Raw genomic sequence first — 21,651 nt, 5'->3', positions numbered from 1 at the left:
GCTTAGTGGCTCCGGCGCAAGAGTTGCCGCAGATCGAAACTGGCAACTGGGAAGAGTCTGTCAGGGCTGCGGCCGGTCAGCGCGACGAAGGCAAACAGAGCATTAAGGAAAAGCATGATCAGGGTGTCCGGCAGACTGTCAGTAAACAGGCTGCTGAGTGTGGTCTGCTGACGGATCAGCGCGGTGGCAAAGTGGTAGGCCATAAACAGCTGCAGGCTTAACAGCATTACGGCTAATAAGCGCACCCACCAGGCAATCTTGCCAGTCACGTTGTTTCGCATAAGACCTCGCCGAGCGTTTTAGTGGGCTGTTTGACAGCTTACTGCCGGGGCAGGCGAGTCAGGCGCAGTGCGTTGACCACCACCACCAGTGAGCTGACTGACATACCCAGCGCGGCCCAGATCGGAGTGATCCAGCCAATGGCGGCGAAGGGCAGTACCAGGCCATTGTACAGGCTGGCCCAGGCGAGGTTCTCGATGATGATGTGGCGGGTTCGTTGCGCCATGTGTAGAGCTTGCACCAGGCTGCTCAGACGGTTGGATAGGAGCACGGCATCAGCGCTGGTTTTGGCCAGGTCGGTGGCGCTGCCCATGGCCACGCTGATGTCGGCGGCGGCTAACACGGGCACATCGTTAACCCCGTCACCCAGCATCAGTACCCGACGGCCTTGGCTGTGCAGCTGCTTCAATACCTCCAGCTTGGCATCTGGCGTGAGGCCACCACGGGCGTCTGTGATACCCAGCTGGCGTGCCACTTCGCCGACCATGGGTGAGCTGTCGCCAGACAGCAGCATGATCTGCCAACCTTTGCTCTTGGCCATGTCGATCAGTTGCGGGGCATCTTCACGTAGGCGGTCATTCAATACAAACCAGGCCAGCGGCCCTTGCTCATCCCCCAGCAGCAGCCATTGGCCATGTTCACTGGCAATCGCTGGCACGGGCTGAGCACTCAACGCACAGACGAAACTGGCTTCGCCAATACGTAGTACTCGGTTGCCAACCCGTCCTTGCAGGCCCAAGCCCGGATGGCTGTCGACCGCTTCGGCGGCTTCTGGTGCCTGGCCGAAGGCGCGGGCGATTGGATGTTCAGAGCGGTTTTCCAGCGCGGCGGCCAATGCGAGGCAGCTGTCGGCATCCAGCTCGCGTAGAGGATGAATGGCACCAAGGGTCAGGCGACCTTCGGTGAGGGTGCCGGTCTTGTCCAGCACCAGGGTGTCAATCTGATTGAGCCCTTCGAGTACATGGCCGCGGGTCAGCAGCATGCCCAGTTTGTGCAAAGAACCCGTGGCGGCGGTTAGTGCTGTTGGTGTGGCCAGGGCGAGCGCGCAAGGGCAGGTGGCGACCAGCAAGGAAAGCACGATCCAGAACGCGCGTGACGGGTCGAGTTGCCACCAAACCAGACCGACGATGGCGGCTACCACCAGAACGATCAGCAGGAACCACTGCGCAACATTGTCGGCCAATACCGCCAGGCGTGGTTTGTCGCTCTGCGCGCGCTCCAGCAGGCGGACGATGGCCGATAGGCGTGTGGCATCACCAAGCGCCTGCACTTCAATCTGCAGCGGACCTTCGACGTTAAGGGTGCCCGCAGTGACGCTGTCGCCCGTGTTACGCGGTTGCGGCAGGTATTCACCGGTCAGCAACGATTCATCCACGCTCGACTGGCCCTGAACAATGCGCCCATCAGCGGGCAGCAGAGCGCCGGGGGGGACCAGCACCTGATCGCCAATGTGCAGTTCACTCAGCAGAATGCGCTGACTTTGGCCGTCAGCCGTCAGGCGCAAGCAAGAGGCTGGCAGCAGGTTGACCAGCTGAGCGGTGGCGGCTGCTGTGCGCTCACGGGCGCGGCGTTCCAGGTAGCGGCCTGCCAGGAGGAATAGGGCAAACATGCCCACTGCGTCGAAATACAGTTCACCCTGGCCCGTCACCGTTGACCAGATACCGGCGATATATGCACCCCCAATCGCCAGGGATACCGACACATCCATGGTCAGGTGGCGGGTGCGTAAGTCACGCAGCGCCCCCCTGAAGAATTGCCCGCAGCAGTAGAAGACTATCGGCGTGGTGAGAAACAGGCTGACCCAGCGCAGGATCTTGTCCAGTTCGGGGCTGAGGTCGATGTTGAACTCCGGCCAGGTGGCCATGGTTGCCATCATCACCTGCATCCACAGCATGCCGGCCACGCCCAGTTCGCGCATGGCGCGGCGGTTCTCGCGCTGCAGCTGTTCAGCGGCGGCATCGGCCTGCCAGGGGTGAGCGGCGTAGCCGATCTTGCGCAGCGTCTTGAGCAGGCTGCTGAGCGGCAGTTGACTGTCGGCCCAGCGCACCTGCAATCGGTGGTTGGATAAGTTGAGGCGCGCCTCGCTGACACCCGGCAGGCTGCGCAGGTGCTTCTCGATCAGCCAGCCACAAGCGGCGCAACTGATCCCTTCGATCAGCAGGCAGGTTTCGCTGAGTTCGCCGTCGTGCTCGACAAAGGGTTGTTGCACGTCGCGGCGGTCGTACAGCGCCAATTCATCCGGTAACGCCTGAGGCAGGCTTTGCGGATTGGCGGCGCTTTCGCTGCGGTGTTTGTAATAGTGCTCCAGGCCGCCACTGACGATGGCGTCAGCCACTGCCTGACAGCCCGGACAACACATTTCACGGGTTGCGCCCAGTACCTGAGCCTGGTAACGGCTGCCGGCGGGAACCGGTAGGCCACAGTGATAGCAGGGGGTTGGGGTGCTCATCAGTGCGCTTATTGAGCATCCCCGAGGAGGATGTTCTGCCCGCTTTTCACGTTTTCTTCTTCAAACAGGCGCCAGTCTTTGCCGCCTTCCTGGCCGACCAGCTCCACAAAACGACGGCCTTGCACGGCATCGATCATCTGGCCGCTGTAACTGCCATCGGCCTGCGGTTGCAGAACCACCCGGCGGTCACGCTCGGGTTGCGTCGGCGAGATCAGGTTAAGCACCAGCTGCTGTGGACGGCTGTTGCCGCTCAGTTGCAAGGTCGCAGTGCCGTTGTCATCGTTGAGCAGCAAGGTGGCATGCAGCTTCAGGCGAATAGCGTGATTTTCCCGCTCCAGTGACTGGTTGATGCCTTTGCCGACGTCGTAATAGTCATCGGAAATCAGCCCCGGCGGGTTCTTCGTGGCGATGGTCAGCAGGGTCAGCCCCTGCACCACTGAATAGGCCAACAGGCCAATCAGGAACCAGGGCCAGAATTGCTTGTACCAAGGCTTGATGATCTCAGCGTTCTTTTCAGCTATGGGCTCAGTCATGGTCTTCTCTAATCAGCGCACGCTGGGGCCGATAAAGCGGCTGGCGGCGTCGGTTTTGATGCTTGGATCATCCACCGAGTGCAGGTGGAAGGTGATTTCATTTGTGCTAGAAGGCAGTTTTTCAGGGTCGATCGACAATTCGACCGGTAGCGACAGTACCTCGCCTGCGATCGCTTTGATTTCGCGCTTGCCTTCATACACCAGGCCGTCGAGGCCGTCGGCTTCGATCAGGTACGTGACCTCGTGCTGGGCTTTGTTCATGATCTTCAGGGTGTAGACGTTCTCGATCCGGCCTTCTTCGTTCTCGCGGTAGAGCACGCGGTCCTTGAGTACATCCAGCTCCACCAGCGAACGATCGGCGATAGCCCAGGCGAACACGCAGAGCATCGCCAGCAGGGCGATGGCATAACCGATCAGGCGTGGCCGCACCAGGTTGGTCTTCTGGCCAGACAGGTTGTGCTCGGTGGTGTAACTGATCAGCCCTTTCGGGTAGTTCATTTTCTCCATGATGCTGTCGCAGGCATCGACGCACGCGGCGCAGCCGATGCATTCGATCTGCAGGCCGTCACGGATGTCGATGCCAGTGGGGCAGACGTGTACGCACATTTTGCAGTCGATGCAGTCACCCAGGCCCTCGGCCTTGTAGTCCGCATCACGCTTGCGTGGGCCACGGTGTTCGCCGCGGCGTGGGTCATAGGACACAATCAGGGTGTCCTGGTCGAACATCACGCTTTGGAAGCGCGCGTAGGGGCACATGTAGATGCACACTTGCTCGCGCAGGTAGCCGGCGTTGCCGTAGGTCGCAAGGGTAAAGAAGCCTACCCAAAACAGTGCCCAGCCACCGGCTTGCAAAGTGAACAGTTCGGGGATCAGCTCGCGAATTGGCGTGAAGTAGCCGACGAAGGTGATGGCAGTGACCAGTGACACGCCAACCCAGATGCTGTGTTTAGCCAGCTTGCGCAGAAATTTTTGCGTGGTCATCGGCGCTTTGTCGAGCTTCATGCGTTGGTTGCGATCACCTTCAGTGACTTTCTCCGCCCACATGAATACCCAGGTGAAGACGCTCTGTGGGCAGGTGTAGCCGCACCACACGCGACCGGCGAATACGGTAATAAAAAACAGGCCGAAGGCGGCGATGATCAGCAGCGCGGAGAGCAGGACGAAATCCTGCGGCCAATACGTCGAGCCAAAGATATAAAACTTGCGCTCCGGCAGGTTCCACCAGACGGCCTGACGGCCGTTCCAGGTCAACCATACAGTGCCGAAGTACAACAGGAAGAGGGCTGCGCCACCGAGCATACGCAAGTTGCGGAAAATGCCGGTGAAGGAGCGGGTGTAGATTTTTTCGCGGTTGGCGTACAGGTCAACAACTTCGACCTTGGCCGGGGCAGGGGTGACGTCTTTAACTGGAATCTGTGCGCTCATCAGTTTGTACCACGGCGGTTGATTGGCTGCCCTGGTCGATACGTGCCGGCCGGGGTCATACGGGCTCTTGCGCTATGGTACGCCTGACGATTGCCCAGCAGGTGCGACCTGCGGTCGCGCCTGCCAGGCAGGAGAATTACTTCTCGATTTTTGCTTGCGACAGGCTGTACACGTAAGCCGCTAGCAGATGCACTTTATCGTTGCCCAAGAAATCAGCTTGGGCGGGCATCTTGCCGTTACGGCCGTAGCGCAGAGTTTGTTGCACCTGAGCAAAACTGGAACCGTAGAGCCAGATTTTGTCGGTCAGGTTAGGTGCGCCCATGGCCTGTTGGCCCTTACCTTCAGCGCCATGACAGACTGCACAATTGGTCGCGAAGATGTTTTGACCTGCGGCAAGGTCAACTTCGATACCTTCCGGGTTTTTCAAACCCGAGAGGGTGCGAATGTAGCCGGCAACGTTACGGATGCCTTCTTCGCCGATGCTGTCCTTCCACGCTGGCATCGCCGCCTGACGGCCGGCCATGATGGTGGTTTTGATGGTTTCCGGCTCGCCGCCATACAACCAATCATTGTCGGTCAGGTTCGGGAAGCCATATGCGCCCTTGGCATCAGAGCCGTGGCAGACCGAGCAGTTGGAGGCAAACAGGCGGCCGCCCATTTTCAACGCTTGCTCGTCCTGGGCCACTTGCTCGATCGGCATGGCAGCATATTTGGCAAAGATCGGGCCGTACTGGCTTTCAGCCTTGGCCATTTCCTTTTCCCACTGATGCACACCGGTCCAGCCTGCATTGCGCTCGGCACCACCAGCAATTTCGATGTTCGTTGCGAAAGGCTTCTTCGCTTCGGTATCGAGGTAGTCATAGCCTGGCAGCAGACCTTTCCAGTTACCCAGGCCCGGGTAGAGCGCCAGGTAGCCGAGGGCGAAGATGATGGTGCCAACAAACAGCATGAACCACCATTTGGGCAGCGGGTTGTCGAACTCTTCGATACCGTCGAAGGAGTGGCCGACAGTTTCTTCGGTGGTTTCTTCGCGCTGGCCCTTGCGGGTGCCGAAGATCAGCCAAGTCAGGGCAAAGATGGTGCCCAGAGACAGAATGGTTACGTACCAACTCCAGAACGTGGTCATTGGTTATTGCTCCTGGAAGATTGCTCGTCACGCTCGTTGGGTTTGGGATCGTCGGCGAAGGGCAGGTTGGCGGCCTCGTCGAAGCTGGATTTACGCTTGCTGCTGTAGGCCCAGAGCACCACGCCAATAAAGGCGATGAACACCACTGCTGTGCCTATGCCACGAATAGTCCCGATGTCCATCGCGCGTTACCGTTTGTTCTTGATGGAAGTGCCGAGAACCTGCAGGTACGCCACCAGTGCGTCCATTTCGGTCTTGCCTTTTACCGCGTCCTTGGCCCCAGCGATGTCTTCATCGGTGTAAGGGATACCAAAGCCACGCATGACTTCCATCTTCTTGGCGGTGTCCTTGCCGTCGAGTTTGTGCTCGACCAGCCAAGGGTAGGCCGGCATCTTCGACTCAGGCACTACGTTGCGCGGGTTGTACAAGTGCGCACGCTGCCATTCATCCGAGTAACGACCGCCGACGCGAGCCAGGTCCGGGCCGGTACGCTTGGAACCCCACAGGAAGGGGTGATCCCAGACGCTTTCACCGGCTACGGAGTAGTGGCCATAACGTTCGGTTTCGGCACGGAACGGACGAATCATCTGCGAGTGGCAGCCGACACAGCCGTTGGCGATGTACACATCGCGGCCTTCCAGTTGCAGCGCGGTGTAAGGCTTGAGGCCTTCCACCGGCTCGTTGGTAACGTCCTGGAAAAACAGCGGAACGATTTGAGTCAGGCCACCGATGCTGACGGCCAGAACCATCAGCAGCGCCATCAGGCCAATATTCTTCTCAATGATTTCGTGTTTCATCAGTGCGCTACTCCGGCAGGAATCTGTGCAGCCGCTTCGTATTCAGAAGCCTTGGCGGCACGCACGGTGCGGTAGGTGTTGTACGCCATCAGCAGCATGCCGGCGACGAAGAACGCACCACCAATCATGCGCACCACATAACCTGGGTGGCTGGCTTCCAGCGCTTCAACGAAGGAGTAGGTGAGGGTGCCGTCTTCGTTGACTGCGCGCCACATCAGGCCCTGGGTGATGCCGTTGACCCACATCGAGGCGATGTACAGCACGGTGCCGATAGTGGCCAGCCAGAAGTGTGCGTTGATCAGGCCAACGCTGTGCATCTGCGGGCGACCAAAAACTTTAGGCAGCAGGTGGTACAGGGCACCGATAGAGATCATCGCAACCCAACCGAGCGCACCGGCATGTACGTGGCCGATTGTCCAGTCGGTGTAGTGCGACAGGGCGTTGACGGTCTTGATCGCCATCATCGGACCTTCGAAGGTCGACATGCCGTAGAACGCCAGGGAAACGACCAGGAAGCGCAGGATTGGGTCGGTACGCAGCTTATGCCAAGCACCCGAGAGGCTCATCATGCCGTTGATCATACCGCCCCAGCTTGGTGCCAGCAGGATGATCGACATGGCCATGCCCAGGGACTGTGCCCAATCAGGCAATGCGGTGTAGTGCAGGTGGTGCGGACCGGCCCAGATGTACAGGGTGATCAGCGCCCAGAAGTGCACGATGGACAGGCGGTACGAGTAGATCGGACGCTCGGCCTGCTTCGGCACGAAGTAGTACATCATCCCCAGGAAGCCGGTGGTCAGGAAGAAGCCTACTGCGTTGTGGCCGTACCACCACTGGATCATCGCGTCAGTCGCACCGGCATAGGCCGAGTAAGACTTGAACAGGCTAACCGGAACGGCCGCGCTGTTGACGATGTGCAGCATCGCGGTAACCAGGATAAAGGCCCCGAAGAACCAGTTGCCCACATAGATATGCTTGGTCTGACGTTTGACGATAGTGCCGAAGAACACCACGGCATAAGCGATCCAGACGATGCCCAGGAGGATATCGATTGGCCACTCTAGCTCGGCGTATTCCTTGGAACCGGTGAAACCCATCGGCAGAGTGATCACTGCAGCGACGATCACGGCTTGCCAGCCCCAGAATACGAAGGCAGCAAGGCCATCAGAGATCAGGCGTGCCTGGCTAGTGCGTTGCACCACGTAGAACGAGGTGGCCATCAGCGCGCAACCACCGAAGGCGAAAATCACCGCGTTGGTGTGCAGCGGACGCAGACGGCCAAAGCTCGTCCATTCCATACCCAGGTTAAGTTCAGGCCACACCAGCTGTGCGGCGATGAAAACACCCAGGCTCATGCCAATGACTCCCCAAATCACCGTCATTACGGCGAACTGGCGAACCACCTTGTAGTTATAAGCAGTCGGACTGATTGCTGTGCTCATTATGGGTTCCACGGTTAATGGATTTTTTAGGGGCAAAAATCGGCGGCAAGTATGGAGAAAGCAGGTGCTCATTGCAACGACACATGCCGGCGCGATAGGGCTTACAGGGCTGTTGGTAAGCCTGCATGGTCGCTAATGCAGAGCATAACCGCGAGCAGTAAACGCCTAAACAGGCGTAGCGCAAAGATGGGAATCGCCTTGGAGTTATGACAGGTGGCGACTGTCGACAAGATTAGCTCAAGTCAAACGTCACGGGTGCACTTGGTCGGAAGGGTGCGACCTTGGGTCGCATGATCCGTACGGTTGTCCGAACTCGGGAGGGAGGGGCTGGCGACTGTCAGTCGCCAGCCAGGTGGTGCGGTTTTAGCGATTACTGCTCAGTGACGGTCTGCTGTTGCCGGCTCAGGCTCAGTACATAAGCCGCCAGTAGATGCACTTTGTCGTTGCCCAGGTATTGCTCCTGCGCCGGCATCTGGCCGTTACGGCCATGGCGGATGGTCTGCTGCAGTTGCACTAGGCTGCTGCCGTAGATCCAGCCAGCCGGCTTGGTCAGGTCGGGAGCGCCCAGCATGGCCATGCCGGTGCCTTGGGCGCCGTGGCAAGCCTGGCAGTTGGCGGCAAAAATGGCGGCACCTTTTTCCAGATCAAAGCGCTTGTCGGCGGGCAGTGGCAGACCTGCCAGGTCCTTACGGACATAAGCTGCGACCTGTTGCACACCGTCTTCACCAATCACCGCCGTCCAGGCCGGCATCGCCCCAATACGGCCATTGAGGATGGTGGTTTTGATTACGCTGGGCTCGCCGCCCCAGCGCCAGTGGTTGTCGGTCAGGTTAGGGAAGCCCACTGCACCCTTGGCGTCAGAGCCGTGGCAAACCGAGCAATAGGTGGCAAACATACGTCCACCCATTTTTAGAGCTTGTTCGTCTTTAGCCACTTCTTCCAGGGGCATCGCTGCATATTTGGCGAATATCGGCCCATACAACTCATCGGCCTTATCGACTTCACGCTGCCATTGCTTGACCTGCGTCCAGCCGCCTTCGTATCCGGGCAGTACGCCTTTCCAGCTGCCCAGGCCTGGATACAGCACCAGATAGCCAATTGAGAAGATCAGCGTGCCGAGAAAAAGCATGAACCACCACTTGGGTAGTGGATTGTCATATTCCTCAATACCATCGAAGGCATGGCCCATGGTTTGATCGGTGGGGCTTTTGTGAACTTCGCTTTTACGGGTGGCAAAAATCAACCAGAACAACGCGAGCAGGGTGCCCACGGTCAGCAGGGTGATGTACCAGCTCCAGAAAGTGCTCATGGGGTCTTGCTCCTTGGGGCAGCCAGTGTGGGTTCATCGGCAAAGGGCAGCAGGGCGGCTTGATCAAAAGCCGTGCGGCGTTTAGCGCTGTAAGCCCACAGGGTCACGCAAACAAACGACAGCAGAACCAGTGCAGTGCCGATGCCGCGCAGGGTGCCTATATCAATAAAGTCGAATGACATGACCTACCTCTTGTTCTTCACGGCTGTGCCGAGCACTTGCAGGTAGGCGACCAGGGCGTCCATTTCACTCTTGCCTTTGACAGCCTCGCTCGCGCCTTCGATGTCGTCGTCGCTGTAGGGCACACCAACCAGGCGCAGTGCTTTCATTTTGGCCGGGGTGTCCTGGCCGCTCAGGGTGCCTTCTACCAGCCAAGGGTAGGCCGGCATCTTCGATTCCGGCACCACATTGCGCGGGTTGTAGAGGTGCGCACGGTGCCATTCATCCGAGTAGCGGCCGCCAACGCGTGCCAGATCTGGCCCGGTACGCTTGGAGCCCCAAAGGAAGGGGTGGTCGTAGACGCTTTCGCCAGCGACCGAGTAGTGGCCGTAGCGCTCGGTTTCTGCGCGGAACGGGCGAATCATCTGCGAATGGCAGCCGACGCAGCCCTCGCGGATGTAGATGTCACGGCCTTCCAGCTGCAGCGCGGTGTAGGGCTTTAGGCCCGCCACCGGCTCATTGGTCACGTCCTGGAAGAACAGCGGGACGATCTGCGTCAGACCGCCGATGCTCACCGCCAGCACCATCATCAGCGCCATCAGGCCGATGTTCTTCTCGAGTATTTCGTGTCTCATCAGTGGGCTCCCTCAAGCGAAAACTGCGCGGCGGCGTCCATCTCGGCTGCCTTGGTATGGCGCACGGTCTGCCAGACGTTCCAGGCCATCACCAGCATGCCGGCGAAGAAGATCGCACCGCCGATCACCCGCACCACAAAGCCGGGGTGGCTGGCTTCCAGCGCTTCGACGAAGGAGTAAGTGAGGGTGCCGTCTTCGTTGACTGCACGCCACATCAGGCCTTGGGCGATGCCGTTGACCCACATCGAGGCGATGTAGAGCACGGTGCCGATGGTGGCGAACCAGAAGTGCACGTTGATTAGGGCGATGCTGTGCATTTCGTCGCGGCCGAAGACTTTGGGCAGCATGTGATAGAGCGAACCGATGGACACCATGGCCACCCAGCCAAGGGCACCAGCGTGAACGTGGCCGATGGTCCAGTCGGTGTAGTGGGACAGGGCGTTGACGGTCTTGATCGCCATCATCGGACCTTCGAAGGTCGACATGCCGTAGAACGCCAGGGAGACCACCAGGAAGCGCAGGATCGGGTCGGTGCGCAGCTTATGCCAGGCACCTGAGAGGGTCATCATGCCGTTGATCATGCCGCCCCAGCTGGGTGCCAGCAGAATCAGCGACATCACCATGCCCAGGCTCTGCGCCCAGTCCGGCAGCGCGGTGTAGTGCAGGTGGTGCGGGCCGGCCCAGATATACACGGCAATCAGCGCCCAGAAGTGCACGATGGACAACCGGTAGGAATACACCGGGCGACCGGCCTGCTTGGGCACGAAGTAGTACATCATCCCCAGAAAGCCTGCCGTGAGGAAGAAGCCCACGGCGTTGTGGCCGTACCACCACTGGATCATTGCATCGGTGGCCCCGGCATAGGCCGAGTAGGACTTGGTCAGGGTGACCGGCACTTCCAGGTTATTGACCAGGTGCAGCAGCGCCACGGTGAGGATAAAACCACCGAAGAACCAGTTACCCACATAAATGTGGCTGACGTTGCGCTTCATGACCGTGCCGAAGAACACGATGGCGTAGCTGACCCAGACAATGGTGATCAGAATGTCGATCGGCCATTCCAGTTCGGCGTATTCCTTGGAGCTGGTCCAGCCCATGGGCAAACTGATGGCCGCCAGAACGATCACCAGTTGCCACCCCCAGAAGGTGAAGGCGGCAAGCTTGGGTGCGAACAAGGTGGCCTGCGAGGTGCGTTGTACGGCGTAATAGCTGGTGGCGAATAGCGCGCAACCGCCAAAGGCGAAGATCACCGCGTTGGTATGCAGCGGGCGCAGGCGGCCGAAGCTGGTCCACGGCAGGTTGAAGTTGAGTTCGGGCCAGGCCAGTTGCGCGGCGATAAATACGCCGAGCCCCATCCCGACAATGCCCCACACCACCGTCATGATGGCGAATTGGCGAACCACCCTGTAGTTGTAGGCGGAACTGGTTGCTGTGTTCATGTCTGGGCTTCCATCCACGGTTTATAGGCAGATCATCGAAAATCAGCGGCTGCGGGCTTGTACGATCTGCGTCGCAGTCCAACGGATTCTTTAAGCGAGGCAAGCATGAGCAAAGGGCAGGTTGCGGGTATTGACGGGGATCAATACGTGCAGGGGCAGGGTGAGGGCGCGTGGCTGTGGGATCGCCCGCTTGGTGAGACGCGCGCTACCTTGATTCTGGCCCATGGCGCTGGTGCGCCGATGGACAGCGCGTTTATGCAAACCATGGCGCAAAGCCTTGCTGCGCGTGGGGTTGCCGTACTGCGCTTCGAGTTCGCCTACATGGCGGCGCGGCGTCTGGACGGCAAAAAACGCCCGCCCAACCCCCAGGTCAAACTGCTTGAGCAATGGCGCGAGGTCTATACCCAGGTTCGGCAGGTGCGCCAACAGGTCGCAGGGCCGTTGGCCATTGGCGGCAAGTCTATGGGTGGACGCATGGCCAGCCTGATGGCCGATGAGTTAGGCGCCGACGCGCTGGTGTGCCTGGGCTATCCCTTTTATGCCGCAGGCAAACCAGAAAAGCCGCGGGTCGCGCACCTGAGTGACCTGCGCACGCCGACGTTGATCATTCAGGGCGAGCGCGATGCCCTGGGGGATCGTCAGACAGTGGCGGACTACACACTCTCTGAAACGATCAAATTGTGCTGGTTAACCGCTGGGGATCATGACCTCAAGCCGCTAAAAAGCTCGGGCTTCACCCATCAGCAACACATGCAGACGGCGGCCGATGCGATTGCGCAGTTCCTCTGCGCATAGGCGGCAGGGCTGGCGTTTAATGAATGACTGTTATTCCTACTAAAACACTAGGACTTTGCCGGCGCGGGTGAGTGGCGTACACTGCGCCCATGTTTGCGAGGAGTTGCCATGAGCACCATTACCATTACCGACGCTGCCCACGATTATCTGGCTGATCTGCTGAGCAAGCAGAACACCCCGGGCATCGGCATCCGCGTATTTATTACCCAGCCAGGCACCCAGTACGCTGAAACCTGCATTGCATACTGCAAGCCGGGCGAGCAGAAGGCCGAAGACACCGCTTTGGGTCTGGCCAGCTTCACCGCCTGGATCGACGCTGTAAGCGAGCCGTTTCTGGAAGACGCCGTGGTTGACTACGCCACCGACCGTATGGGCGGCCAGCTGACCATCAAGGCGCCAAACGCCAAAGTGCCGATGGTCAACGAAGACAGCCCGATCAACGAGCGCATCAGCTACTACCTGCAGACCGAGATCAACCCCGGCCTGGCCAGCCATGGCGGCGAAGTCAGCCTGATCGACGTGGTTGACGACGGCATCGCCGTATTGAAATTCGGCGGCGGCTGCCAGGGCTGCGGCCAGGTTGACCTGACCCTCAAGGAAGGCATCGAGAAAACCCTGCTTGAGCGCATCCCTGAACTCAAAGGCGTGCGTGACGTGACCGACCACAGCATCAAGGAAAATGCCTACTACTGAGTAACTGCCCAAATAAAAATGCCCGCGCTCTGCGGGCATTTTTTATGCTGCTTAGTGCATTGGTGTGGGAGGGCTTTAGCCGCGACGCAACAGTGCGATCATCACTTATGCACGGCTTTTGCGCCGATCAATCACCTCGGTCGCCCGTGCGCGCAGTTGCCCGCAGCCGCCATCAATGTCCTGACCCGCCGAGTTGCGCACCTTGGTCAGCACACCACGGCTGTGCAGGTAACGCACGATCTGCACGATGCGGTCGCCATCGGGGCGCTGAAACTCGTCTGCTTCCAGGCTGTTGTAGGGGATCAGGTTCATGATCGCGTACTTGCCCTTGAGCAGGCGCAGGATGCCGTCCATCTCCTCCTGGCTGTCGTTGATGCCCTTGAGCAGCGTCCACTGGTACTGGATTGGGTAATCGATCTGCCGCGCGTAGGTTTCGCCCAGTTCCACCAGCTCTTCAGGATCAATACGCGGCGCGCGCGGCAGTAGCGTCTGGCGCAGCTCGGCATCGGTTGTATGCAGCGACAGTGCCAGCGCCGGCTTGACCTGCTGCTGCGGCAAACGCTCGAACACCCGTGGGTCGCCGACGGTAGAGAACACCAAGTTGCGCTGGCCGATACCGCCCTCGGTGCCGAGCAGGTTGATCGCTTCGAGCACGTTATCCAGGTTATGCGCCGGCTCGCCCATGCCCATAAACACCACTTTTTTCACCGCGCGAAAGCGCCGCGCCAGGGCCACTTGGGCGACTATCTCCGCGGTGCTCAACTGGCGTAGCAGGCCGCTTTTGCCGGTCATGCAGAACACGCAGCCCACCGCGCAACCTACCTGGCTGGAGACGCACAGACCATCGCGTGGCAGCAGTACGCTTTCCACCATCTGCTTGTCGGCCAACTCCACCAGCAAACGCGCCGAGCCGTCCGTCGCCGGGTGTTCGGAGCTGAGGCGCGCCAGTCCATCAAGTTCGCTGCTTATCTCGGGCAGGGCATTGCGTACCGCCAGCGGCAGGAAGTTCTCGGTCTTCTGGTTGCGCGTACCGGTATCCAGCGGCATACCGCGCAGCCAGGCACGGGTAATTCGCCCGATGTGCATGGGCTTGGCACCGAGGTCGGTGAGGCGTTGGTGAAAGTCGTGAATATGCATGGGGCGCGCATGCTATCACCGGCCAGCTTGCGGTGGTATGTGTGGCGGTGGGCAGGCGTCGGAGTGAGGCAAAACCGCTTAGTCTTTGCTCAAGCCGCCTCAGGCACTCATACTAGCGACCTGATTGGCCTGACCCAGCTGTGCGGAGCGGTAGATGAAATTTATACACCAGCGCGAACACCTCAACGAAGACGACGTCGTCGTGATCGAGTGCTCGCAGACCTGCAATATTCGCCTGATGAGCGATGCCAACTTCCGCAGCTTCAAGAATGGCGGCCGACACACCTACCATGGTGGTGCATTCGATACCTTCCCGGCCAAGATCACTGTACCGAGCAGTGGTTTCTGGAACATCACCATCGATACGGTCTCGCGCAAAGCAATCAGCGTCACACGCAAGCCGACGCTCAAGCATTCAATCAAAATCGTGCGCAAGTCGACCTCGCGGCTGAGCTGATCCCTGGTTTGAACCTGAGCCGCAAAAAAGCCCGCTTAAACAGCGGGCTTTTTTTGTGTTGGGGGAGTCAGGTGGGTTTGACCGTTGCGCTAGGCCGTACCACCAGCCAAAGCGCAATGGCAATCAGCACGCCGCCATACAGGTAGGCCCAGGACAGTGGCTCGTCCAGCAGCAAGGCGCCCCAGAGTACGCCGAATGGTGGGATCAGGAAGGTGGTGGTGCTGGCCTTGATCGGGCCGATATCGCTGAGCAGGCGGAAATACAGCACATAGGCGAAGGCGGTGCAGATAAAGCCAAGCCCAGCCAGGGACAGCCAGACCTCTAGTCCGCCCCAGTTGGCCGGCGGCTGCACAACCAGAGAGCCGGCGAACCAGGGCAGTAGAAACAGGCTGGCACCACAGAGGCTGGCAAAGGCGGTCAGACGGTTATCCAGGCCGCCTTGCTGGCCGATCCAGCGTCGCGTTAGAAAGCCGGCAAAACCGTAACAGGCGGTAGCCACCATGCAGGCTGCGGCGCCCCAGAGCAGCGGTAAATCAAACTCCACCGGACCGGTGCGGGTCAGCACCGCTACCCCGAACAGGCCGATGGCCACCCCGGCGGCTTTGCTCCAGGTCATTGCTTCAGCAAAGAACAGCATGCCGATTAGCACCCCCATCATGGGTGTGGTGGCATTCAGAATCGCGGAGTAGCCCGCGGGCAGTACCAGTGCAGCCATGCAATACATGGCTGAGGGCAAGCCAGCGTTGATTACTCCGAGGATCAGGCAGTGTTTGAGTTTGCCGCTGAAGTCCCACCGCACCCGCATCAGTAACAGAATGGCGAATAAGCCAAGCATGCCCAAGCTGGCGCGGAAAAATGCGGTTGGCATGCTGCCCAGTACGGGCGCGACGATGCGCATAAACAGAAAGCTGGCGCCCCAGATGGCAGCCAGCAACAGCAGACGGATCAGGTCGGCAAGACGCACAACGAACTCCACACATTAAGAAAGGCGAGCAGTGTTGCTGGGCGCGTACGCCAAGGCAATTCGAAATGCGCTTTCAAAGCGGTCGAATGGCAATATTTCGTGGCAGATAAATCTGTATTCAGGCATTGCCGGCTTTTACTTGGTGCGGCCACTGGATAAGCTCGGTGGATTATCCGCATTTGATCTGCAGGGGTTCGTATATGCCACAGCAATGGCCGGCCAGCGCGATTGCCGCACTTATCCTCGACGGCTTCGATGATTACCGTGAGCAGTTCAGGCAGATCACCAATGGCGCGCGGGTGCGATTCGAACAGGCGCAATGGCAGGAAATTCAACAGGCTTCAGCCGCACGTATTGCCCTCTATGAAGAGTGCGTCGGTGCGGTCAGCACGCGCCTGAGTCAGGAGTACGAAGCGCAGGTGCTGCTGGATGTGGCGCAGTGGCCGCTGGTGAAGTCGGCTTACATCGCCCAGATCGACCTGCGCTACGACGATGAGCTGGCGGAAACCTGGTTCAACTCGATCTTTTGCGGGCTATTCAGCCATGACCAGATCAACGATGGCTGCATGTTTATCCACACTACGCGCCCAGCGTTGCGGGTGAATGAGCGGGCGCCGCAAACACGGCTGTACGAACCCAAGGGCAATGTTGAACAGGCACTGCGGCAGATTTTCGAGGATTTCAGTTTCGAAGTCGGCTATGAAAACCTGGAGCGCGATCTGGCGCGGCTGCTCAAGCAACTGCATGCCAATTTGCCGGATTGGGTGTGCAAGGACCCGGACCTGCGCATTGAGCTGTTCGCCTCGCGCCTCTATCGCAACAAAGGCGCGTACCTGGTTGGGCGTATCTACACCCGCGATGAGCAATGGCCGTTGGTGATTCCACTGCTGCACCGCGAAGGGCAGGGCATTCAGATTGATGCGCTGATCACCGATGAAGCGGAGGTGTCGATCATCTTCTCCTTCACCCGTTCCTATTTCATGGTGAGGGTGGGCTATCCGGCGGAGTTTGTCGGCTTCCTTAAACGCATTCTGCCCGGCAAGCATATTGCCGAGCTGTACACCTCAATCGGCTTCTACAAGCACGGCAAGTCGGAGTTCTACCGTGCGCTGATCAATCACCTGGCCACCACCGATGACAAGTTCGTCATGGCCCCCGGGGTTCGCGGCATGGTGATGAGCGTGTTTACCCTGCCGGGTTTCAATACCGTATTCAAAATCATCAAGGACCGTTTTTCGCCGTCAAAAAACGTCGACCGCAATACGGTGATCGAGAAGTACCGGCTGGTAAAAACCGTCGACCGGGTAGGGCGTATGGCCGATACCCAGGAGTTCGCCGATTTCCGCTTTCCGCTGAGTAAGTTCGACCCCGAGTGCCTGGCCGAGCTGCTGGAAGTCGCGCCGTCCACCGTCGAGGTGAAGGGCGATACGGTGCTGGTACGCCACTGCTGGACTGAGCGGCGCATGACTCCACTCAACCTGTATGTGGAAAGCGCCAGTGCAGCTCAGGTGCGCGAAGCGCTGGACGACTATGGCTTAGCCATCAAGCAGCTGGCAGCAGCCAATATCTTCCCTGGCGACATGCTGCTGAAAAACTTCGGCGTTACCCGTCATGGCCGCGTGGTGTTCTATGACTACGACGAGATCTGCTTCCTCACCGAGGCCAACTTCCGGCGCATTCCGCCACCGCGTTACCCCGAGGATGAAATGTCGTCCGAGCCCTGGTACTCCGTGGCGCCGCTGGATGTGTTCCCCGAGGAGTTTCCGCCGTTCCTGTTTGCCGATATGCAGCAGCGCAAGCTGTTCAACGAACTGCATGGCGAGCTGTATGACGCCGATTATTGGAAGAGCCTGCAAGATGCCATTCGTGCCGGCAAGGTCATCGATGTATTCCCGTATCGGCGCAAGGATCAAGCCGACAGGGAGTATTGAGCAGCGTGCGCCTGTCGTGTTGTGCGATTGCCGCCGGTGCCTGGCTACTGGCGGATAGCGCTGTTGTGAGGGCGGCTGAATCAGGCGAGGCTGCCGTCGAACTAGCGCCATTGCTGATCACTTCGCCACGTAGCACTGCGCGCTGGTTGAACACGCCGGCCGCCGTCACAGTTATTGATGCGGGCGTTGCGCCCGGTGAGCAGAACCTCGCGCTGGATGCTGTGCTGGCGCGCGTGCCCGGCGTGTTCAGTCTCAATCGTTACAACCTGGCTCAAGGCCTGCGCCCTGCGATTCGCGGGTTTGGCGCACGGGGCAACTTCGGCGTGCGCGGCATTCGCGTGCTGGTCGATGGCGTGCCCCTGACCATGCCCGATGGCCAAACTGAGCTCGACGGCCTTGATCTGGGCTTGGTTGAACGAATGGAGGTCCTACGTGGCCCGGCTTCGGTGCTGTACGGCAATGCCGCAGGCGGCGTGCTGGCAATTGAAACGCGCGAGCCACCAATAGTGCCCACGATGCAGTTGGACCTCAGTGCGGCTGGGCTGGGTTATCAGCGTACACGTGGCGAAATTGGTGGCAGCGCCGGCAACCTGAGTGGTTTGCTCGCCTTCAATAGCACGGTTTTAGAGGGCTATCGCGAACACAGCCAGGCGCACACCAACAGCCTCACCGGCAAGCTGCGCTGGTATGCGCCCACGGGGCGTCTGCGCCTGAATTTCAATGCCATCGACAACCGTGCTGAAGATCCGGGCGGCCTGACTGCCGCTGAAGTAAAAAGGGATCGTCGTCAGGCAGCGCCAAATAACCTGCGATTTGATGCCGATGAATACATTCGTCAACAGCGCTTGGGGCTGGTCTGGGATGGCTACGCTGCGGGGGCTGATGAGTACCAGCTGCGCAGTTACCTAGGGCACCGCGAGTTTGGCAATCAGTTGGGGTTTGCCACCAGCGGGCAGACGACCTTCAAACGCTATTTCAGCGGCGTTGGTGGGCAGTACAGCCATTACCGTGAGCTGATCGGCCTGCCTCATAAAATCACCACAGGCTTCGAGCTAGAGGCGCAGCGTGATGATCGTCGGCGGTATGACAACCTGCTTGGTGAGCGTGGACAATTGCGTCAACAACAAGATGAATCAGCGCTGAGCCAGGGGCTGTTTATCGAAGATCAGATCGACCTGAACGAGCAGTGGCAGGCCACGCTTGGGCTGCGTTATGACCAGGTAAGTCTAGCAGTGGATGATTTTTATCTGGTCGATAATCGCAATGACTCAGGCTCGCGCAGCCTGGAAGATTGGAATTACATCGCCGGTCTGAGTTATCGCATCACCCCGCAACAATCGCTCTATGCGCGCCTGGCCAGCTCTTTTGAAACACCCACCATCAGTGAGTTGGGTAATCCACAAGGCGGTGGCTTCAACAGCGCCTTGCAGCCGGCTCAGGCGTTTAGTCGTGAGTTGGGCATCAAAGGCGAATGGCCTGCGCTGCGTTATGCCGTATCGCTGTACCGCATTGAGCTTGAAGATGAGTTGGTGGGCTTTAGTCTGCCCGCCCAGCCTGGACGTAACTTTTATCGCAATGCCGGTGAGTCACGCCGTGATGGCCTTGAGTTGAGCCTGGATTGGCAACTGGCCGATCATTGGCGTTGGTCTGCGGCCTATGCGTTTAATCGTTACCGTTTTGAGACGTATCAAACCACGGCGGGCGATTTTTCCGGCAAGCGTATCCCCGGTATTCCACAGCAAACCCTCTTCAGCGAACTGGCTTATGAACAGCAAGGTGCCTATGTGCGGCTCGGCGTGAGCGCTCAGTCGCGGGTATATGTTGACGATGCGAATAGCCGGTCTGCTCCCGGTAATGCCGTGTTCAATGTGCGCCTAGGTAAGCGTTATCAGATGAGCGAGCAAAGCGTGGAACCGTACGTGGGAATCGATAACCTGCTAGGGCGTGAGTATTTCGATAACCTGCGCATCAACGACGCCAATGAACGTTACTTCGAGCCCGGTCCCGAGCGTACCTTTTATGCTGGCCTGCGAGTCCTGTTTTAACCTGTTACGACGGAGTTGAAGCAGTTTCAATCAGCCTGAACTAGGCTGGAATGAGGTGTCCAATCACCTATGTCGATGTCTTGGGTTGGAGGCTATTGTATGAACACCAAGTTGCAGAATGCCTTGCTTGATTTGTTGGTTGCCCTTGGCCTGTGTGAACGGCCAAAACTGCAGCCAATCCCTGTACGCAGTAATTCCCCCGACTCCAAGTCGGTACCTCCACGGCGTTAGGTCTTTGTGCCTGTTTGCATGCGTCAGCGACGGTCAGTTTTTGTCTGGGCGGCTGACGTTTATTGCGCAAATTGTCCCAGATCATAATTGCCTGCTTTAAAACAAGCATTTGCTAGCGCGTTGTCAGCGCTGTGCTAGACCTACACCTGAAGTTGTGCAAATAGCTCAGACAGGGATAGCTCCAATGCGCCAGAACCTCCCAGTGACTCAACGGGAAAGAACGTTTCCCGCCAATGAACGGCTGATTTCCACCACCGACCTGAACAGCAATATCACCTATTGCAACGATGCCTTTGTCGAGATCAGCGGTTTTACTCGCGAAGAGCTGCTCGGTCAGCCGCACAATCTGGTGCGCCATCCCGATATGCCCCCCGGTGTGTTTGCTCACATGTGGGAAACCATTAAACAGGGCAAGCCCTGGATGGGCGTCGTCAAAAATCGTGCAAAAAATGGTGATTACTATTGGGTCAGTGCCTACGTCACGCCGATCTATGAAAATGGCCGGGTGGCTGGCTACGAATCGGTACGTTCTCTACCTGATGAAGCGCAGAAACGCCGAGCTGAAAAACTCTATGCCCGCCTGCGTGAGGGCAAGCCTCCTGTGCCAAAACTGGAGTACTGGACCTACGATATCATTCAGTCATGGCCACTGATTCTGGCGTGCGTGCTGATTCTTGCTGCACACGCTGTGCTCAGTGGTACTTGGCTTTTGGGCTTCATTTTTGCGGTGCTGTTCGGGCTCGGGTCCTATCAACTGCACGCTAAAAGCAGGTTGATCAGGGACACACTTGCCGAGCACCCCAAGGCATTTACCAGTGCTCTAGTCGCCCTGACCTATACCGACAGTCGGGGTGCACAGGCATTATTGGATATGGCGATGATCAGTGAGGACGCACGACTTCAGACCGCGCTGACACGCATTGAAGACGCCGGCAACAATGTCAAAAAGCATGCCGCGCGCTCGGCCGACCTGTCACGTTCCGGGGCGCTGATGCTTGATCAACAGCGTAGCGAAACCGATCAGTCCGCTACTGCAATCAACCAGATGGCAGCAACCATTCAGGAGGTGACGCACAACGTGCAGAGCACCTCGCATGCCGCTGAGGAAGCAGACCGGCTGGCTAAACAGGGCCTGCAACTTGCCAGTGGCAGCCTCGACTCTATGCAGCATATGGCTAAGGCTGTGGTCGACATTGGTCAGGCCGTCAATGACCTGGCCAACTCGACACAATCTATTGGCAGCGTTGCCGATGTGATTACCTCGATTGCTGAGCAAACCAACTTGCTGGCGCTCAACGCTGCCATCGAGGCGGCGCGAGCGGGTGAGCAGGGACGTGGCTTTGCGGTGGTGGCCGATGAGGTGCGTTCATTGGCATCACGTACGCGTGAGTCGACCGAGCAGATTCATCAGATTATTTCGTCGCTGCGCGCAGGGGCTGAACGTGCGGTGGTAACCGCAGGCAAGGGCGAGGCGATTTCCAATCAGAGCGTTGAAAGTGTCGAGTCGGTCCGCACCGCGTTAAGCGGTATCAGTGAAGCCGTCAGCCGTATCACCGGCATGAGCCAGCAAATGGCATCTGCATCCGAAGAGCAAAGCCATGTGGCGGAAGACATTAGCCGACAGATTACGCAGATTGCGCAACTCTCTGACCGCAGTGCCGAGCAGGCGCACCAGGGCGCAGTCATTGGTCAGGAGCTGGAAGATATGGCCGATTATCTGCACAGCCTCGCGGAGCGCTTCAATCGCTGAGTGATGATTTGGCCGGATGCCTGTCGGCTCACCTCTGAGGTGGGCCGATTTTCGA

The 21,651-nt window shown here is 58.8% G+C and carries 21 protein-coding genes and 1 pseudogene; 8 read left to right on the top strand and 14 right to left on the bottom strand.

The window, feature by feature from the left end; translation table 11 throughout:
• Window positions 1–2: 2 nt before the first annotated feature.
• From ALTER154_RS16280 to ccoN (ALTER154_RS16225), 12 genes are all read right to left on the bottom strand, one after another.
• Complete coding sequence (locus ALTER154_RS16280; protein ID WP_160088558.1) at window positions 3–281, bottom strand: hypothetical protein; 279 nt, start codon at window positions 279–281, stop codon at window positions 3–5.
• 38 nt (window positions 282–319) lie between these two features.
• Window positions 320–2,728 (bottom strand): heavy metal translocating P-type ATPase, encoded by a 2,409-nt coding sequence (locus ALTER154_RS16275; RefSeq protein WP_160088556.1) that lies wholly within the window; start codon window positions 2,726–2,728, stop codon window positions 320–322.
• 8 nt (window positions 2,729–2,736) lie between these two features.
• Window positions 2,737–3,261, bottom strand: coding sequence for a FixH family protein (locus ALTER154_RS16270; protein ID WP_160088554.1), 525 nt, complete (start codon window positions 3,259–3,261; stop codon window positions 2,737–2,739).
• A 12-nt stretch (window positions 3,262–3,273) separates the two neighbouring features.
• Entirely contained in the window at window positions 3,274–4,686 is a 1,413-nt protein-coding gene (gene ccoG, locus ALTER154_RS16265; RefSeq protein ID WP_090256141.1) for a cytochrome c oxidase accessory protein CcoG, read from the bottom strand.
• A gap of 136 nt (window positions 4,687–4,822) precedes the next feature.
• Window positions 4,823–5,812 (bottom strand): cytochrome-c oxidase, cbb3-type subunit III, encoded by a 990-nt coding sequence (gene ccoP / locus ALTER154_RS16260; protein WP_160088552.1) that lies wholly within the window; start codon window positions 5,810–5,812, stop codon window positions 4,823–4,825.
• On the bottom strand, window positions 5,809–5,994 hold the full coding sequence (locus tag ALTER154_RS16255) for a cbb3-type cytochrome c oxidase subunit 3 (RefSeq protein WP_090256143.1): 186 nt from the start codon (window positions 5,992–5,994) through the stop codon (window positions 5,809–5,811). Before ALTER154_RS16255 ends, ccoP (ALTER154_RS16260) begins: the two co-directional genes overlap by 4 nt.
• 6 nt (window positions 5,995–6,000) lie before the next feature.
• The gene (gene ccoO, locus ALTER154_RS16250; protein ID WP_090256144.1) at window positions 6,001–6,609 is read right to left on the bottom strand and encodes a cytochrome-c oxidase, cbb3-type subunit II; all 609 of its coding nucleotides are present in this window, start codon (window positions 6,607–6,609) and stop codon (window positions 6,001–6,003) included.
• Entirely contained in the window at window positions 6,609–8,051 is a 1,443-nt protein-coding gene (ccoN, locus tag ALTER154_RS16245) for a cytochrome-c oxidase, cbb3-type subunit I (protein WP_090256145.1), read from the bottom strand. Before ccoN (ALTER154_RS16245) ends, ccoO (ALTER154_RS16250) begins: the two co-directional genes overlap by 1 nt.
• Before the next feature lie 370 nt (window positions 8,052–8,421).
• Window positions 8,422–9,360 (bottom strand): cytochrome-c oxidase, cbb3-type subunit III, encoded by a 939-nt coding sequence (ccoP, locus tag ALTER154_RS16240; RefSeq protein ID WP_160088550.1) that lies wholly within the window; start codon window positions 9,358–9,360, stop codon window positions 8,422–8,424.
• Entirely contained in the window at window positions 9,357–9,542 is a 186-nt protein-coding gene (locus ALTER154_RS16235; RefSeq protein ID WP_170050222.1) for a CcoQ/FixQ family Cbb3-type cytochrome c oxidase assembly chaperone, read from the bottom strand. The genes ccoP (ALTER154_RS16240) and ALTER154_RS16235 overlap by 4 nt, the downstream gene beginning before the upstream one ends.
• Before the next feature lie 3 nt (window positions 9,543–9,545).
• Entirely contained in the window at window positions 9,546–10,154 is a 609-nt protein-coding gene (gene ccoO, locus ALTER154_RS16230; protein WP_160088548.1) for a cytochrome-c oxidase, cbb3-type subunit II, read from the bottom strand.
• Window positions 10,154–11,593 carry a cytochrome-c oxidase, cbb3-type subunit I gene (ccoN, locus tag ALTER154_RS16225; RefSeq protein ID WP_160088546.1) on the bottom strand — a complete coding sequence of 480 codons (1,440 nt, stop codon included), beginning with the start codon at window positions 11,591–11,593 and terminating at the stop codon, window positions 10,154–10,156. The genes ccoO (ALTER154_RS16230) and ccoN (ALTER154_RS16225) overlap by 1 nt, the downstream gene beginning before the upstream one ends.
• A 105-nt stretch (window positions 11,594–11,698) precedes the next feature.
• Between ccoN (ALTER154_RS16225) and ALTER154_RS16220 the strand changes: the two genes are divergently transcribed.
• Together ALTER154_RS16220 and nfuA are read left to right on the top strand one after the other, a co-directional pair.
• Window positions 11,699–12,388: an alpha/beta family hydrolase gene (locus ALTER154_RS16220; protein ID WP_160088544.1), complete on the top strand. Its 690-nt coding sequence runs from the start codon at window positions 11,699–11,701 to the stop codon at window positions 12,386–12,388.
• A 108-nt stretch (window positions 12,389–12,496) separates the two neighbouring features.
• Window positions 12,497–13,081: a Fe-S biogenesis protein NfuA gene (nfuA, locus tag ALTER154_RS16215; protein ID WP_090386038.1), complete on the top strand. Its 585-nt coding sequence runs from the start codon at window positions 12,497–12,499 to the stop codon at window positions 13,079–13,081.
• A 105-nt stretch (window positions 13,082–13,186) separates the two neighbouring features.
• Here nfuA and ALTER154_RS16210 read toward each other — a convergent pair whose 3' ends face one another.
• A complete protein-coding gene (locus tag ALTER154_RS16210) occupies window positions 13,187–14,218 on the bottom strand; it encodes an RNA methyltransferase (protein WP_160088542.1) in 1,032 nt (343 codons plus the stop codon).
• A 154-nt stretch (window positions 14,219–14,372) separates the two neighbouring features.
• Here ALTER154_RS16210 and ALTER154_RS16205 point away from each other — a divergent pair, with 154 nt between their 5' ends.
• Window positions 14,373–14,675 (top strand): DUF1883 domain-containing protein, encoded by a 303-nt coding sequence (locus tag ALTER154_RS16205; protein ID WP_090256153.1) that lies wholly within the window; start codon window positions 14,373–14,375, stop codon window positions 14,673–14,675.
• 67 nt (window positions 14,676–14,742) lie between these two features.
• On the opposite strand, the gene ALTER154_RS16200 is transcribed toward ALTER154_RS16205, so the two are convergent.
• The gene (locus tag ALTER154_RS16200) at window positions 14,743–15,639 is read right to left on the bottom strand and encodes a DMT family transporter (protein WP_160088540.1); all 897 of its coding nucleotides are present in this window, start codon (window positions 15,637–15,639) and stop codon (window positions 14,743–14,745) included.
• Window positions 15,640–15,839: 200 nt separating this feature from the next.
• Between ALTER154_RS16200 and aceK the strand changes: the two genes are divergently transcribed.
• From aceK to ALTER154_RS16185, 5 genes and pseudogenes are all read left to right on the top strand, one after another.
• Entirely contained in the window at window positions 15,840–17,570 is a 1,731-nt protein-coding gene (aceK, locus tag ALTER154_RS16195; RefSeq protein WP_160088538.1) for a bifunctional isocitrate dehydrogenase kinase/phosphatase, read from the top strand.
• 5 nt (window positions 17,571–17,575) lie between these two features.
• Window positions 17,576–19,615 carry a TonB-dependent receptor gene (locus ALTER154_RS16190; protein ID WP_256665648.1) on the top strand — a complete coding sequence of 680 codons (2,040 nt, stop codon included), beginning with the start codon at window positions 17,576–17,578 and terminating at the stop codon, window positions 19,613–19,615.
• Window positions 19,616–19,714: 99 nt separating this feature from the next.
• Window positions 19,715–19,846, top strand: a complete 132-nt coding sequence (locus ALTER154_RS21135; RefSeq protein ID WP_262498997.1) for a PA1414 family protein — start codon at window positions 19,715–19,717, stop codon at window positions 19,844–19,846.
• A gap of 184 nt (window positions 19,847–20,030) precedes the next feature.
• Window positions 20,031–20,312: pseudogene (locus ALTER154_RS21350) on the top strand (PAS domain-containing protein); the annotation flags it as partial.
• 252 nt (window positions 20,313–20,564) lie between these two features.
• Window positions 20,565–21,596, top strand: coding sequence for a methyl-accepting chemotaxis protein (locus tag ALTER154_RS16185; RefSeq protein ID WP_372239959.1), 1,032 nt, complete (start codon window positions 20,565–20,567; stop codon window positions 21,594–21,596).
• Window positions 21,597–21,651 lie beyond the last annotated feature (55 nt).

Source organism: Pseudomonas sp. 9AZ, from assembly GCF_902506525.1.
Lineage (GTDB): Bacteria > Pseudomonadota > Gammaproteobacteria > Pseudomonadales > Pseudomonadaceae > Aquipseudomonas > Aquipseudomonas peli.
The sequence above is the reverse complement of the archived record's forward strand: the minus strand, read 5'-3'. Positions and strand labels throughout refer to the sequence as shown.

Bases quoted from the DNA above. Each gene is read 5' to 3' on its own strand.
- ALTER154_RS16280 (WP_160088558.1), bottom strand. From the start codon at position 281: ATGCGAAACAACGTGACTGGCAAGATTGCCTGGTGGGTGCGCTTATTA.
- ALTER154_RS16275 (WP_160088556.1), bottom strand. From the start codon at position 2,728: ATGAGCACCCCAACCCCCTGCTATCACTGTGGCCTACCGGTTCCCGCC.
- ALTER154_RS16270 (WP_160088554.1), bottom strand. From the start codon at position 3,261: ATGACTGAGCCCATAGCTGAAAAGAACGCTGAGATCATCAAGCCTTGG.
- ccoG (WP_090256141.1), bottom strand. From the start codon at position 4,686: ATGAGCGCACAGATTCCAGTTAAAGACGTCACCCCTGCCCCGGCCAAG.
- ccoP (WP_160088552.1), bottom strand. From the start codon at position 5,812: ATGACCACGTTCTGGAGTTGGTACGTAACCATTCTGTCTCTGGGCACC.
- ALTER154_RS16255 (WP_090256143.1), bottom strand. From the start codon at position 5,994: ATGGACATCGGGACTATTCGTGGCATAGGCACAGCAGTGGTGTTCATC.
- ccoO (WP_090256144.1), bottom strand. From the start codon at position 6,609: ATGAAACACGAAATCATTGAGAAGAATATTGGCCTGATGGCGCTGCTG.
- ccoN (WP_090256145.1), bottom strand. From the start codon at position 8,051: ATGAGCACAGCAATCAGTCCGACTGCTTATAACTACAAGGTGGTTCGC.
- ccoP (WP_160088550.1), bottom strand. From the start codon at position 9,360: ATGAGCACTTTCTGGAGCTGGTACATCACCCTGCTGACCGTGGGCACC.
- ALTER154_RS16235 (WP_170050222.1), bottom strand. From the start codon at position 9,542: ATGTCATTCGACTTTATTGATATAGGCACCCTGCGCGGCATCGGCACT.
- ccoO (WP_160088548.1), bottom strand. From the start codon at position 10,154: ATGAGACACGAAATACTCGAGAAGAACATCGGCCTGATGGCGCTGATG.
- ccoN (WP_160088546.1), bottom strand. From the start codon at position 11,593: ATGAACACAGCAACCAGTTCCGCCTACAACTACAGGGTGGTTCGCCAA.
- ALTER154_RS16220 (WP_160088544.1), top strand. From the start codon at position 11,699: ATGAGCAAAGGGCAGGTTGCGGGTATTGACGGGGATCAATACGTGCAG.
- nfuA (WP_090386038.1), top strand. From the start codon at position 12,497: ATGAGCACCATTACCATTACCGACGCTGCCCACGATTATCTGGCTGAT.
- ALTER154_RS16210 (WP_160088542.1), bottom strand. From the start codon at position 14,218: ATGCATATTCACGACTTTCACCAACGCCTCACCGACCTCGGTGCCAAG.
- ALTER154_RS16205 (WP_090256153.1), top strand. From the start codon at position 14,373: ATGAAATTTATACACCAGCGCGAACACCTCAACGAAGACGACGTCGTC.
- aceK (WP_160088538.1), top strand. From the start codon at position 15,840: ATGCCACAGCAATGGCCGGCCAGCGCGATTGCCGCACTTATCCTCGAC.
- ALTER154_RS21135 (WP_262498997.1), top strand. From the start codon at position 19,715: ATGAACACCAAGTTGCAGAATGCCTTGCTTGATTTGTTGGTTGCCCTT.